This window comes from Haloarcula ordinaria (assembly GCF_029338275.1).
In the GTDB taxonomy this organism is placed as follows: domain Archaea; phylum Halobacteriota; class Halobacteria; order Halobacteriales; family Haloarculaceae; genus Haloarcula; species Haloarcula ordinaria.
Map to the genome: position 1 here is coordinate 77,321 of NZ_CP119790.1, position 13,591 is coordinate 90,911.

Here is a 13,591-nt window from a genome sequence, read left to right on the forward strand (position 1 = left end):
TCTCGACCGTCACTATTCCCGGTCACGATACCCTCCATCGGCGCCTGTGGCCGTGTCTGGCGCTCGAAGGTTGCCGTCGACTAGATTGACAACTCGGTCGGCGGCCTCCGAGACGTACTCGTCGTGAGTGACCATCACGACGGCAACCCCCTCTTCAGCTCGGAGCTCCTCGAACAGATCGAGGATCTGATCGCCGGTGTCGCGGTCGAGATTCCCCGTCGGTTCGTCGGCTAGCACGAGCTCTGGATCGTTGATCAGCGAGCGAGCGATCGCGACCCGCTGTTTCTGTCCGCCCGATAGTTCGTCTGGTGTGTGATCTAACCGGTCGCTGAGCCCGACTCGTTCCAGGAGCTCCATCGCTCGATCACGCGTCTTCTTGGGGGTCCGGTCGAGCATCCGGGGCATCTCGACGTTCTCGAGCGCCGTCAGCGTGGGAATGAGGTAATAGCTCTGGAAGACGAACCCGATCGTCTGTTTTCGCTCGCGGTTGCGCTCGCTGTCCGAGAGCGTCGCGACGTCCTGTTTCCTGAGGCGGATCTCACCTGACGTGGGGACGTCCAGTAGACCCAGCAGGTTCAGGAGCGTCGATTTGCCGCTGCCGGAGGGGCCGACGATTGCGACTGAGTCGCCCTCATCGATCCGGAAGTCGATTCGCTTGAGCGCGCGGATCGTCTGCCCACCGGTCTGGTACTCCTTGACGACGTTCGTGCCACTGATGAGCGGCGTCCCCGTGGTGACTTCGTTGCCATCGCCGTCTCCCGGTCGGTCGTCGACAGGCACCATCGATCACCGCCACACGCGGTACCCGACCGCGCCCAGAGCGAGCACGATGGCAAGTCCGACGACGGGCAGTACCGGGAATCCGCCCCCACTGGACGTTCGGGTGACGACCTCGCGCTCGACGGGGACCTCGGTAACCGCACTCCGTTCGACGCCGTCGACGATGTACTGTACCTCGACCGGGACCGAGGAGACGTTCCCATCGACGTTCGCTCGGAGGGTGAAGGAGGCGAAGTCGCTCGCCGCTATTTCGCCGATGAAGTACTCGGCGGCACCAACTCGCTGTGCATCACCGAACGAAACGACGACGGCCTCCGCTTCCGTCGATCCGACGTTCCCGGCAGTTGCCGAGATCTCGATCCGCCCGCCTCTCTGGACCGCATCCAGATCTGTCAGGGTCACCTCGGCGGGGTTCGGTGGAGCGGTGAACGAGGCCTGGATCGTCTGTGTCGTCCAGCGCCGCACTCCGTCCTGGGTGTATTCGAGCGTCACGTTTACCGGGAGTGTGCCGGCCTCTTCGGCGGTCGCGGGGAACGTAAACGTGGCCGTCTCGCCGGCCGACAAGTTGGCACGGACGCGCTGAGTGACGTCGAACGCCGCCGACGGTGAGGACGCACTGACCCGCAGCTGTCGGACCTCCTCGTCGAGACCGTTCGCAACGGTGACGTTTACCGGCCTGGTTGCACCCGGGACTGCGTCACGGACCGAGAGCTCGACCTGGGGTCGGTCACCGGATGCGGAGAGTCGGTCGGTTCCGACGCTCATCTGCTTCGTGACAGTTCTGGTTTGCCCACCGTCTGTGGTGTACTGGAGCGTTGCCCGTACCGTGCTCGGAGCGTCTTCGAGGAAGGTCGCGGTGTAGGTGAACGACCGCTCCGAACCGGACTCGAGGACTGCCGCGATACGCTCGGGATTCTCGACGGCGACGTTAGAGCCGTTTACGAGGAGGCGGACGTCACGGATCTCGTTCGTCTCGCCGTTGGTCACGTTGACCGACACCTCTGTTTCGCCACCGACCTTCGGATTCTGTGCCCGCACGTTCAGTCCCGGACCATCGCCGCCGACGACGACGGTCAGGGGGTACTCGCGCCGGACGTAGTCGCCGTCGGGCATCCGTCCGGTAGCGTACACGCGGAGGTTCTTCACGCCGGGATCGTCGAACGAGAGCGTCAGTGGGACCGTCAAACTCCGGCCGCCACTCACGGTTCCGATGTTCTCTACTCGCGCTCTGTCGTTGGCACTACCCGCCGGTCGGACGTATACGTCCGTTATCTTCACCGCTTTCGACTCGTTCGTCGAGCTTCGAACAGTCGTCCTGACCTCTACCAGCTGGCCGGGGGCCGGCTGTTCGGTCGAAAGTGTCACGTTAGTGATGGCGATGTTGGATTCGGCCGACACTGTCTCCACAGCGATTGGAGCGACTGTGACGAGGAGTAACGTGAGGACGATCACGGACCAAATCGATGCTGGAGACCGCGTTCGCACCGACCCGATCATCTGTGCGATGCTAGTGGAGGGGCTTGATTGGGGACCATTCCGTTCCCCGTTCTCTCCAATAGATATTAACTCTGGTGATATGTAACAATCGTGTCTGCTACGCCTGTGTAGCCGTCCATCCTACACAGACTCTGTCGCGACGGATATCCGTGTATGACTCCGCTGGCGAATGTGTGACATATCAGACGCCAACCGGGACAGACAGTGCCGATGGTTCCTGCTCGAACGCTGTGGGTCGAAGTCGAAACGGTACGTCGGTCCACCGGAGCCAAATCAAGCAATATCTGGCGACTCACCACAGGGTTGACATCCTCCCCGCGCTAAAGGCCGAGGATTCCCGAGCGTTGGGATATTACGGTTCGCAACCCACCTGTTCCCTCGGGTGAAACGACCCGGAGGTTTGGTTGAACAGGTAGGCTACTGGTCGTGCCAAACGACCGTTACTCATATCCTCCGTAGGAGGACTCTGAGTTATCTTTCTGCGAATGTTCACCGCGCCGTTCACGTCCGCGTTCATCGTCGTACCGCACGACTCGCAGACGTACAACCCACGTTCCACGCGGTTCGCGTCACGCTTCCGCCCACAACACGAACACGTCTTGCTCGTGTCTCGCTCGCTCTTGCGGTCTACGGGGATACCGTGCTCTTCGGCTTTGTATTCGAGCAACCGGGTGAAGCGGTCGAACTCCCAGCCGTGGAGTTTCTTGTTCCCGCGCTTCCCCCAGTTCCGCGTGTCACCGTTCTCATTCTCTCGAATCTCGCTCAAGTCACCAATGGCGATGCAACCAACTTCGTGGTTGATGCACTGCTCTACGATGTGTTTGGCGAGGGCGTGCAGGAAGTGGTCTTTCCGACGCGAGAGTTTCTGACGGGCGCGAAGCGCCCGGCTTGACGGGCCGTTCTCTCCCTCGGTGTCGTACTCGTCGCGGGTGAAGTAGTGCTTGTCCTGTTTCAGCACGTTCCCCGGATACAACTCCGCATCACCGTCGTCGTAGGCGATGGCGAGGTAGTTCGTGATGCCGAGGTCGATGCCCGCCGTGTTGTCACCGGGGGCATCCTCAACGGGTATTTTGACCTTGCAGACGAGGTGAAGTTCCCAACGGTCACCGTTCCAGACAGCACGCACTTGCTGGATGTTCTCCACGGTCACGTCCGGGCGTGTCTCGTACTCGCAGAGGATGAAGTCCGAGCGGTGGGTCTTCAGGTTGAAGCCCTTGCTTAGACGAAGTTGGTTGTGCTTGGAATCGTGCTTGATACCCTTCTGCTTCCACGTGACGGTGGAGCGCGGGTGTTCGTCGCCGTGTTTGCGGTAGCCGGGTGGGTTGGGGTCCTCGTCTCCGCGTTGGCGTGCTTTGTACCAACTGGTGAACGACTCAGCAAGCTCTTCGAGAACTCGCTGACTTGACTGAGAATGTAGGTCACTGTATCGTTCGTGTTCCTTGAGTTCGGATTTGAGTTCGCCGTCGTCGGGGATTTCCCCGTCGTCGTCCCATCGACCTTGCGTGTAGTATCGGGCGACGTTCCACAGTTTGGATGCGGAGAACCCGCACTCGTCGAGGTCGCCGCTCACCTGTTGGTGATTGACGATTTTCGCTCGAAATGTGCGAGTTGTCTCCAGCATCGTACTGTGTCCATAACTAGTTATGAATGATTTCAGATTAATAGTAACGACTGAGCGTGGAATATCCATCAATGCCATCGAGCGTGGTTAGTGGAGGAGTTGTCGGCTGTATCCCCGCCCTGAAGGGCGGGGTTTTAGCCTTGCAACTTCCATAACCGCAACGGACACTCCCTGTGCAGCGAGTTCTGTTGCAGCGACACGTCCGATACCGCTCGTCCCACCAGTCAGTACCACAACGCGCGGAGTCCCTATGCTGGCTGTCACGTGTCGTTGCAAGATTCAACCGGCAGGTCCGAGTCGATTTCGGTTAGGGGGTGTTCGAATCACGTCGGTGTGCTACTACAGGCGGTAGTTACTTTTGCCACGGTTGAACACATCGAACTATGACAGACTTACAACAGTATGGACTCTCCGCGATTGATCTCGATGGAAACCAGTATACTGTCGAGCAGACTGGGCGCGATAAGAACTTTCGCCCCGAGTATGAAGCGAGAGACGTTACGGGTGATACGCTTTTTCGTACCACGTACCAGATGTACGAGGGAAAAGACGAGTTTCCCTTCGTCGATGCCGACGGGACTGAGATCTGTCGTGTGAAAGCGATCGATACGTGGGACATTGCTGGCGATTATCTCCTCACGGATAGCCGTACCGACGAAGAACTCGTTATCCTCGACAATGACCTGTCATTGTTGCAAGACACGTGGCGACTCCGCGATGTCGACGATGAATCGCTGCTTGCTGAGATTAGCTCACGTGGTGCACTCATTACCCTCGCACGGAAATTCCTGCCAGTCGGTCAAGGGATCGCCCACCAGTACGAGATAACCGAATCAGAAGGCAATCCAGTCGGCTCAATCGAGGGCGAATTCGCGCTGTTTGGCTTCGATCAGTACGAGATTAGTCTTACCGATACGAGTTCGATCCCGACAGAGCCAATCGTGATCGCCGCGATCGTAATCGATGCGATTCAAGGAAATTGAATCCCCAGCACAATTCCGGATTCACGAGACGATCCCTTGGACGTAGATGTGTGCGTACGCACTTGCCCACACGATCGAGAGGAGTTCACCGGCACTCGAAGAAATCACATGCAATACAGGGTGTACCAGCGTCAATCCCGTTTCGAGGCCGGGGAGAACTGTTGGTAAATATAGGCTGAGTGCACTTCCAATAGCGATGACGACGATGAGGACGAACTTTCGTCGGTAGTCCGTCGTGATGCGCCAGCTCACTCGGAGTGATTTGAGAGGACCATACTGGCCGATGACGCACGCCTCGGGCGCGAACCAGAACTTGAACAGGAGAAATAGAAACGGCACGGCAAACATTATCCCGCCGACCGCTGCAGCGACGGGAAAACTGACCATCTCAACCGGCGTGACGGGGAGCACACCGACCAGAAGGAAGAGTGGAAGCGACACGAAGAACGGGATCGTCATCACCGAAAACACGATGATAAGGATAACGCCGACTAGCGCCGGAGTCCGGGCAATGCTTCGACGCAGTCCCTCGCGTATCGTGACGGGCTCGCCCGATAGTTCGCCGGCGACGATCGTTCCCACGTAAGCGCGAATCGAGATGATGAACGCGAACGCAGTCAGGGCCTCGACCACGCCGATCGCGGGCAGTGGGAGTACATTGATGCTATCGGTCTCAAGAAGGCGGTTGGCGAGGATAATGACGCCAGCGAAGGCGAGGATCGATGGGTAGGATCGAAACAAGCGAACGGACCAGACGAGCGCGTCGAGGACGGTCCGATTGGTGGTGGTGGTCTCGATGTTGCGGCATTCGAGACAGCCACACCCATCGACATCGTCTCGGGCCTTGATCGTCGGTGCCATGTCACGCGTGGTTGTGTCGGCGGGGGTAGAACCCCTTCGGCTCGGTGTGTCGGTATGTTCGCTCATTCGGCAGTAACGAACTGGGAGATGGATTCGCCAGCCGCGAGCAGAATCGACGGAGGACCAAGCAGCGAGGCGAAGGACTTGAACGCGCGCTTGAGACTCGGCCGATCGTCCTCGGTACCGAGAAAAAGGAGCGTGGGATCCCCGGACACGACGAAGACGCTCATCTCACGGCCCTTCTCCGAATAGCAGGTGTCAGTGACTTCGATCACGCCGGCTGCTTCGAGATTCTCCAAGTGGTAATGGACGTTCTGCACGCTCTGGTCGAGTTGGTCAGCGATCCGCGACGGCGTCGCTGGCGTTTCGTTGAGCAGCCGAAATATCTCGTAGGCGGTCTCGGAGGACAATGCTTCGATCACGTCTCGCGTCGTGTCGTCGTCGAGACTCAGGACAGCTGGGGTATCGCTTCGTTCGACGGTGGCGTCCGTTTGTGTCGGAAGGATTTGTGGCATAGTGGGGTTAGGTTCTGTGAATGGCGGTTGCGGGGGATCTGGTTCGATCGGTGGCTAGTCGAAACTATCGTTCGTAATTGTTGGTAGGTCTTTATGTTGATTTCGGGGCGGTTGGTGAGACAGCGATTAATCGCATGTAGTAGGCCGTGTACACGGTATAGAAGTACGCGAAGCCGACCGCGGAAAGAGCAATCCCAATCGGGAGCAGGACAGCGACCGGAATCCCGAGGTCAATCGGTAACACGTCAGTTGGACCAGCGCTCGTCATCGTAAACTGGAGATAGTATTCGGGGATGAAAAAGACGTTCAGCAGGACGAGCCACACCAATGAGAATCCAGCGACACTTTTCAGGTTCGAGCGAACGAGCCCAACGCTTCTCCGGAACGCATCAGTAACGCTCTCGTTTTCGATGACGATTGCAGTGTCGTAAAACTGCACGAACATAATGACAACGAGGATCGACACCAGCCAGATAAGCAGGGAGATGACGCCTGCGACGAACGCAGCCATCTCGTGAATCGCAGCGAGCGCCATCGACCCGATACCGAGAACGAACCCAACGAGTCCGAGTCCGATAGCTGTTCCAAGGACGAGCAGCACGAACAACACAGTTGCGAGTAGCAGTCGGAGGTAATGTGCCCGGGCGGCAGTGAAAAAGCCGCTGAGAGACGGGTCTGTTCCGTCTATCGCCGCTCGGGCAGTGCCGAGGAACCCGCCGAGAACGAACGGGAAGACGATCAGCCAGGCGAGCGACACGCCTGCCGAGAGGAGTGGTGATTCAATCAGATGATCGACGTATTGTAGCTGGCTGGCGGCCCCGACAAGGAGGCCGGCGACGAGCAGGACTGGATTCGCACGGAGGGCGGTGAATCCATCTTTGAATGCGGAGACTGTGACCATCGTATCTACGGATTGCCGCTGTCACATATTAGGTCGAACGTAGTATCAAAACTAGATTTAACCATTTTGAGCCCCCTCTAACGCCTGTTTCGTGAACACGGTGCAAAGCACAGTTTCGGTTTTAGCTATCGGGGTCTTGAAGCATCCCGCCCAGCGATAACTGGCTACTCGTGATAATACGTCAGTATCGTATATTGTTCGAACCGTTCCGTGAGATAGAATTGTTTCGAACCCTACCGGTGGTCGGTAGACGTAGCAAATGAGTGCTCAATATTCTCGACGGACACTGTTGACGACACTCGGGGCAGCGGGAGTCACTAGTGTCGCCGGCTGTCTCGCGTCGGGTGATAGTCGCTTTCGATTGAGTGCGTATCCGACAGAAGATCCGTACGAGGCGTTCCTACAGGCAGATCCGACGGGACAGCGAGCACAGTTCGCTATCGATTACCCTGACGAGTACAAGCGTACCGTCTACGACGAACTGCTTGCGAGTGGCTCGGTTACGGTGCTGAACTATCAGTTGGCCTACGAGTACGAATTTGGCTCCGAGCAACGGGAACGCCCTCAGTTCGCTACTGACGGCGATCAGTACTACCGGATCCACGTCGAGACGGTCCACACTGTCGAACGAGACTGGTGGGAATTCTATCTCGACTTACAGGACTCGGAACAGCCCGACAGTACTAATCCGGTAACAGTACCGGTCACGTCACTGTCCAATCGTGACCAGCAGATACTACAGCAGGCTATGGAAGCCGCCGCCGCGGATAGAGACCCAGCCATCGATGTCGGTGATCAGGAGCCCGGTTCACGCGGCGTCACATATCACCATCTACTCAATTCCGAAGCCAGCGACCTCGTTCCATCACCCCCGTTCGAATATCTCCAACACAACGATCATTTATTCCAAGCCCAGGCCGAGCAGAATGCGATCTCCGTTACTGAACGAACGTTCTCAGCCGAGGAAATCGGGGAGTCACGATCCGAATACAAGCAACACGTACGCGAAACCGTTCTCGAAGTCGACTTTTCGACGGTTTCGCTCTCAAGTGAAGCAACGGACGTACTCGACACGGCAACGGACGGGCGACCAGTCTCAGGGTTCTATGAAGAGTCGCCACCACTGTCGGACGGACTCGACACAGTCCTCACGCAGCTCAACGCCGCCGATCACGTACGGGACCACAGCGATTATGCAGAATATACGACGTTTCCGAATCTGTACGCGATCTACGACGGGAATTGGTACGAATTCGAGTTAGCTGTCTATCCTTGAATAGAATCCGATCTAACTTCGACCCCCAAGTGCCGCTGTCAGCGCCCGGAGTTGTCTCCACCCGTTGGATCGTAATGCTGCAGGTAAGCGGCGACGTGCTCCATCAAGTGCCGTCCGCAGGGCAGCGGAGGCGTTCTCAAAGATCCCGGTTCCGTGGCCGACCAGGATTCGTTGGGGAGAAAGTCCCTCGAACACCTGTCGGGGCGGGGCGAACCGACACAGAAGGTACATCCCGAGTCGCTCCTCATCCACGGTGAACAGCGGTGAAGTCCCGAGTATGTCGGGAACGTAGAGCGTCCGATCAGCCACCCGGTAGGCAACTGCTTCAGACCAGCCTGGAAACGGACGGCAACGACGTAGTTCGAATGCGAAAGTACCGACCGTTTTCCTCTCCGTTTCGATTTGAGCATCGAGTTGAGATGCTGCTCGGGAAAGCCACGGGGGACAGTACACTGGTACATCTAGACGCGCCGCGAAAATGTCTGCGTCACGGACGTGATAGTTCGAGCAGACGATCACACCGCGTACGTCACCAAGGGTCGAAAGCTCTTCGTCGAACCCTGGCGCGCCGATCGGATCGACGAGCCACACGCCACCGTCCTCTCCAATGACGGCGTGACTCGTCCGGCGACCGGTTTTCGTTCGGGTGCGCGAGCCACCCGATTCCGGTGTCCCATCGATCGATGAGTTCGTACTCCGAAGGTGACCGCCGGTCGTAAATCGGCATCGTCAGCTTTCGGGGAAGATCGTGTCTGGATTCCGAGCATCGAACGGACCGACCTCTTCACCCGTCGTCGCGTATCGATACAGCGACGTCCGGACAATCGCAGAGGCCGTCTGTGACCCCACGATGGCAGCAACGACAATCCCACCCCCACCGACGAGCGCCCCCGCAGCGAGCGGCCCATTGAGCACGAAGTATCCAACCGCACCCAGTGCGAAGCCCGGCAGCGCAACGAGTAGGAAGAACGTATTGTATGCTGATGTGCGACGACTCTTTGAGTACAAGAACGGAGCCTGGAAGAGTTAAAACACGATATGAGTCTTCCCTGTGTTTATTCTCTGCCGATACCCAAAACAAAATATGACCCTCCAACTTGGGCGAGCGATCAGTGATGGAATCAAGCGAGTCCTCACGCCGACCGGTGGGATACTGCTCGTCGCGTTTCTCGCACTTCAGTTACTGACACAGGCATCGATCAATACGGCAGTTATCAGTTTCTTCCCAGAAGGCCCGGCTGGTGAAATCGAAGCAGCCCTCGGATTGACACTCCCCGTATCAGGCACTGTTGCCAGTGGCCTGTTCGTCGGAGCAGTCATCCTCAGTTCCGCGTATTTTGTCGTCCTTTCACGGGCACTCACCCGTCCGACAGGAAAATTGTCGAGCTTTCCGAGTGACCTCTACACGCATCGGATGGGGCGAGCAACGCTTTCGATGTTCGTCGGCGGGCTTGTTGTCGGCCTCGCCATCATGATCGGATTCGCATTCTTGTTCCTTCCCGGGATATTCCTTGCAGTCTGTTTCCTGTTCTTCACGTTCGTCGTCGGTGTCGAGGATCGAGGAATCATCGGCGCACTCAAACAGAGTTGGGCGCTTTCGCGTGGAAACCGATTGAAGTTAGCTGTCCTCGTAATCATCTCTGGTGTCATCGGATTCATTAGCGGCATCGTCGGAACGCTGTTCGACATTACCAACGCAGCGATTGTCGGTGAGCTCATCGTGAATACGCTCAACAGCATCCTATTCGTCCTGTTATACGGGATGATCGCTGCGGCCTATCTACAACTGCAAGGAGACAGCCCAGAACGTATCGATACGAGTGGGGTTTCTGAATCACTCGATGGCATCGGGAGCTAGTTAGAAAATCCGAATTCGATAACCGATGGCGAAGACACGTCTGTTGATCAGAGTTGGATCCCCAGAGAGAATATACAAGAACATGATTGTACTCCTAATCAAACCCCACAGATGTCCTCCATCGTCGACAATCCAGCCATTCGCTATGGTATAAGCTTCGTTAATGCCGCGCTCATCGCCCTCATTGCATTCGCCTTCCTTGAAGGCACAATCCGTTGGGTCGCACTCGGGATTGCTGCCCTTGAGGTGATCGTCACCCCGTAAATACTGAAACACACCGAGTAGCAACCACTCGGTATCAGCCTTCGATGCAATCGACCGGACTTCATCCACAACGTGTGACGGTATTTGGATAAATGGAGTTCACCGTTCGAGGCACACCGATTCGAGTCACGAAGGGAACCATTGTTATTTTGCCGTTATGTATACATTGTAAGCAGACGTATTTTTCTGCCTTAATGAACAACGGATTCGATTCTAGTTCCTTTTTTGCCAATAGTAGTTGCAAAAAGCCCATTTCGTTTTTAATATGTTCCCATGAGAGGGGTATATGAGCCATTATATAATACATATGGGTCGATATGGGGTAATCTGAGTATTAATTTGTTCCAAATGAGGTTCATTTGGGTAATATAGTCCCTTTTTTCGTATTCGACGCCGGCGCTGTACCCTTGGTTATGCCGTGGGACTCGAGTCGCTGGTGCTCGACTCAGCATCGGCCCGGACACGCGAGAGACGCATCGCGTTGGCCGTGACGCCGACGGTCATCCCTGCGTCGCCCGCGAGAACGGCGAGCCAGATTGGGACGTAGCCGAAGGGCACGGCGAGTGCGAGCCCAGCCTTGATAAGCAAACTCGCGACGATGTTCTGCCTGATGACGCCGTTGGCGTCGCCCGCCAGCTCGTAGAGATAGGGGAGTTTCGAGAGGTCGTCGCCCATCAGTGCGACGTCGGCCGTCTCCAGTGCGGTATCGGTCCCGGCAGCACCCATCGCGACACCGACGGTGGCCGTCGCCATCGCCGGCGCGTCGTTGATGCCGTCGCCGACCATCGCGACACCGCCCTCGAACTCCGCGACGAGGTCCTCGACGGCAGTCACCTTCTGCTCCGGGAGCAGTTCGGCACGGTAGTCGTCGACGCCGACCGCGTCGGCGATGGCCGCAGCGGTCCGGTCGTTGTCCCCGGTAAGCATTACCGTTCGCTCGACACCCAACGCCCGGAGCCGTTCAATAGCCGCTTTCGCCTCGGGCCTGACCTCGTCGGCGACAGCGATAACGCCCTCTAGCTCGTCTTCGGTGCCGACGAGGACGACCGTCTTTCCCTCGGACTGGAGGGCGGGGACCGTATCGGAAAGGAGGTTCAGACAGCCGGCTCGTTCGCAGAGCTGCTGACTCGTCTGTGTGACGACGCCCCCGTCGGTCGTCGCGTGGACGTGCGAGAGGTCGAACCCGAGTTCGGTGAACAGACCGGGTTTACCCGCGTAATGCGGCGTCCCGTCGAGTTCGGCCTGCACGCCTTTCCCGGTGATACTCTCGAACGCGTCGACGTCGCGCTCGGCGACATCGGCCCCGTCAGCTCGCTGGACGATGGCTTCACCGATGGGGTGCTCGCTCCGTTTCTCGAGCCCCTGGGCGCACCGGAGCACGTCCGTCTCGGTGTTGTCGTTGAGCGGCACGACGTCAGTCACCGTCAGCTCACCCTTCGTCAGCGTGCCCGTCTTGTCGAAGGCGATGGCTTCCACAGCACCCATCGATTCAAGGTGCGAACCGCCTTTAATCAGGACGCCGTTCTTCGCGGCACTGGTCACGCCGGAGACGACGGAGACCGGCGTCGAGATGACGAACGCACACGGGCAGGCCAGTACCAGGAGTGTCAACCCGTAAACGACCGCTTCGGACACCGTCACCCCGAGAACGAACGGGCTCCCGACCGTGACGAGCACGGCGAAGACGACGACGACGGGGGTGTAGTACCCCGCGAAGCGCTCGACGAACTGCTCGCGCTCGGTCTTGTTCGACTGGGCGTCCTCGATCATCTCGACGATGCGCGAGAGCGTGTTGTCCCCGGCCGCGGACGTGACCTCGAGTTCGAGATAGCCCTCCTCGTTTATCGTCCCTGCGTACACCTCGTCGCCAACCGTCTTGTCAACCGGCACGGATTCACCAGTGATAGGGGCCTGATTGACGGCGCTGGTTCCGTCGGTCACGGTGCCGTCCATGGGTATCTTCTCGCCCGGCCTGACGACGACGACGTCGCCAACGGCCACGTTTCCAACGGGAATCGTTTCGGTGTCACCGCCGCGTTTGATCGTCGCCTCGTCGGGCGAGAGGTCCATCAGTTCCCGCAGAGAATCACGGGCACGGTCCATCGAGGCGCGTTCAAGCAGCTCGGCGAAGCTGAACAGCGTCGCCAGCGTCGCCGCCTCGAAGTACAACGCCTCGCCGAAGGCCAGACTGGCAGACAGCGCCCCGACGATAGCGACCGTCATCAGGAAATCGATGTCCAGGTTCAGGTTCTTCGCCGAGTAGTACCCGTTGCGAACGATCGACTGGCCGGCGACCCCGACCGAGACGAGGAACAGCAGGTCGGCGACGTGGAGTGGCTCCCCGAGGATAGTCGCGATCGATGGATTGAGACCCGCGAGGAAGAACTCCAGTGCCAGACCGACAGCGAGGAAGACGGCGCCGACACCGGTCTTCTTCGCACGCTCGCTCCGCCAGACGCCCGGTGCGGTCTCCTGCTCGCCCTCCTCCTCGGAAGCCCCACCGTCACTGTCTGTGACCTCGTATCCCGCCCCCTCGATTGCAGCGACGAGCTCGCGCTCGCTCGTGCGGTCGGCGTCGAAGGAGACGACCACTCGCCCAGTCGTCGGGTGCGTCTCGTAGCCAGTGATTCCGTCGACACTGTCGAGACCGCTTTCGACCTTCCCCGCACACGACGCACAGTCCATGTCCGGGACCGAGAGTCGCACCGTCTCGGTCCCGTCGCTGTCGGTAACTTCGTATCCCGCGCCTTCGATTGCGCCGACGATGGCGGATTCTGTAGTCCGCTCACGGTCGTAGGAGACGACGACTCGGCCCGTCGCCGGGTGTGTCTCGTAGTCGGAGATGCCGTCGACACTGTCGAGACCGCTTTCGACCTTCCCCGCACACGACGCACAATCCATGTCCGGGACACTGAGCCGTATCGTCGTGTTCCCATCCGGCGTGTCCGGTGACACACCGTCGTCGGAACTACGACGCTCGTCGCAGTCCGAACCGGAAGTATTCATTAGATGGATCTAGCCGCCAGCGGTTTATT

Annotated in this window: 12 protein-coding genes; 4 read left to right on the forward strand and 8 right to left on the reverse strand. The window is 58.4% G+C overall.

All coding sequences use genetic code 11. The features are described 5' to 3' along the window. Positions 1 to 12 precede the first annotated feature (12 nt). The 3 genes from P1L41_RS17230 to P1L41_RS17240 all read right to left on the reverse strand — a co-directional run bounded on the left by P1L41_RS17230 (position 13) and on the right by P1L41_RS17240 (position 3,898). Positions 13 to 783 carry an ABC transporter ATP-binding protein gene (locus P1L41_RS17230; RefSeq protein WP_276298683.1) on the reverse strand — a complete coding sequence of 257 codons (771 nt, stop codon included), beginning with the start codon at positions 781 to 783 and terminating at the stop codon, positions 13 to 15. A 3-nt stretch (positions 784 to 786) separates the two neighbouring features. Further along, a complete protein-coding gene (locus P1L41_RS17235; protein WP_276298684.1) occupies positions 787 to 2,187 on the reverse strand; it encodes a COG1361 family protein in 1,401 nt (466 codons plus the stop codon). Positions 2,188 to 2,629: 442 nt separating this feature from the next. Then, positions 2,630 to 3,898 (reverse strand): RNA-guided endonuclease InsQ/TnpB family protein, encoded by a 1,269-nt coding sequence (locus P1L41_RS17240; RefSeq protein ID WP_276298685.1) that lies wholly within the window; start codon positions 3,896 to 3,898, stop codon positions 2,630 to 2,632. Positions 3,899 to 4,281: 383 nt separating this feature from the next. On the opposite strand from P1L41_RS17240, the gene P1L41_RS17245 reads away from it, so the two are divergent. Continuing rightward, the gene (locus tag P1L41_RS17245; protein WP_276298686.1) at positions 4,282 to 4,881 is read left to right on the forward strand and encodes an LURP-one-related family protein; all 600 of its coding nucleotides are present in this window, start codon (positions 4,282 to 4,284) and stop codon (positions 4,879 to 4,881) included. Positions 4,882 to 4,902: 21 nt separating this feature from the next. On the opposite strand, the gene P1L41_RS17250 is transcribed toward P1L41_RS17245, so the two are convergent. The 3 genes from P1L41_RS17250 to P1L41_RS17260 all read right to left on the reverse strand — a co-directional run bounded on the left by P1L41_RS17250 (position 4,903) and on the right by P1L41_RS17260 (position 7,158). Then, entirely contained in the window at positions 4,903 to 5,742 is an 840-nt protein-coding gene (locus P1L41_RS17250) for a DUF7847 domain-containing protein (protein ID WP_276298687.1), read from the reverse strand. A 62-nt stretch (positions 5,743 to 5,804) separates the two neighbouring features. After that, complete coding sequence (locus P1L41_RS17255) at positions 5,805 to 6,257, reverse strand: ArsR/SmtB family transcription factor (RefSeq protein ID WP_276298688.1); 453 nt, start codon at positions 6,255 to 6,257, stop codon at positions 5,805 to 5,807. A 91-nt stretch (positions 6,258 to 6,348) separates the two neighbouring features. Then, positions 6,349 to 7,158 (reverse strand): DUF7847 domain-containing protein, encoded by an 810-nt coding sequence (locus P1L41_RS17260; RefSeq protein ID WP_276298689.1) that lies wholly within the window; start codon positions 7,156 to 7,158, stop codon positions 6,349 to 6,351. A gap of 361 nt (positions 7,159 to 7,519) precedes the next feature. On the opposite strand from P1L41_RS17260, the gene P1L41_RS17265 reads away from it, so the two are divergent. Further along, positions 7,520 to 8,434 (forward strand): hypothetical protein, encoded by a 915-nt coding sequence (locus tag P1L41_RS17265; protein WP_276298690.1) that lies wholly within the window; start codon positions 7,520 to 7,522, stop codon positions 8,432 to 8,434. Between the two features lie 729 nt (positions 8,435 to 9,163). On the opposite strand, the gene P1L41_RS17275 is transcribed toward P1L41_RS17265, so the two are convergent. Beyond that, on the reverse strand, positions 9,164 to 9,442 hold the full coding sequence (locus tag P1L41_RS17275; protein WP_276298691.1) for a hypothetical protein: 279 nt from the start codon (positions 9,440 to 9,442) through the stop codon (positions 9,164 to 9,166). A 76-nt stretch (positions 9,443 to 9,518) separates the two neighbouring features. Here P1L41_RS17275 and P1L41_RS17280 point away from each other — a divergent pair, with 76 nt between their 5' ends. Continuing rightward, a complete protein-coding gene (locus P1L41_RS17280; RefSeq protein WP_276298692.1) occupies positions 9,519 to 10,292 on the forward strand; it encodes a DUF7847 domain-containing protein in 774 nt (257 codons plus the stop codon). A gap of 111 nt (positions 10,293 to 10,403) precedes the next feature. Beyond that, entirely contained in the window at positions 10,404 to 10,556 is a 153-nt protein-coding gene (locus tag P1L41_RS17285) for a hypothetical protein (protein WP_276298693.1), read from the forward strand. Between the two features lie 411 nt (positions 10,557 to 10,967). On the opposite strand, the gene P1L41_RS17290 is transcribed toward P1L41_RS17285, so the two are convergent. Next, positions 10,968 to 13,562 carry a heavy metal translocating P-type ATPase gene (locus P1L41_RS17290; RefSeq protein WP_379789233.1) on the reverse strand — a complete coding sequence of 865 codons (2,595 nt, stop codon included), beginning with the start codon at positions 13,560 to 13,562 and terminating at the stop codon, positions 10,968 to 10,970. Positions 13,563 to 13,591: the final 29 nt, after the last annotated feature.

Excerpts from the sequence above, each read along its gene's own strand:
- P1L41_RS17280 (WP_276298692.1), top strand. The coding sequence starts at position 9,519 with ATGACCCTCCAACTTGGGCGAGCGATCAGTGATGGAATCAAGCGAGTC.
- P1L41_RS17250 (WP_276298687.1), bottom strand. The coding sequence starts at position 5,742 with ATGGCACCGACGATCAAGGCCCGAGACGATGTCGATGGGTGTGGCTGT.
- P1L41_RS17285 (WP_276298693.1), top strand. The coding sequence starts at position 10,404 with ATGTCCTCCATCGTCGACAATCCAGCCATTCGCTATGGTATAAGCTTC.
- P1L41_RS17260 (WP_276298689.1), bottom strand. The coding sequence starts at position 7,158 with ATGGTCACAGTCTCCGCATTCAAAGATGGATTCACCGCCCTCCGTGCG.
- P1L41_RS17245 (WP_276298686.1), top strand. The coding sequence starts at position 4,282 with ATGACAGACTTACAACAGTATGGACTCTCCGCGATTGATCTCGATGGA.
- P1L41_RS17230 (WP_276298683.1), bottom strand. The coding sequence starts at position 783 with ATGGTGCCTGTCGACGACCGACCGGGAGACGGCGATGGCAACGAAGTC.
- P1L41_RS17290 (WP_379789233.1), bottom strand. The coding sequence starts at position 13,562 with ATGAATACTTCCGGTTCGGACTGCGACGAGCGTCGTAGTTCCGACGAC.
- P1L41_RS17255 (WP_276298688.1), bottom strand. The coding sequence starts at position 6,257 with ATGCCACAAATCCTTCCGACACAAACGGACGCCACCGTCGAACGAAGC.
- P1L41_RS17240 (WP_276298685.1), bottom strand. The coding sequence starts at position 3,898 with ATGCTGGAGACAACTCGCACATTTCGAGCGAAAATCGTCAATCACCAA.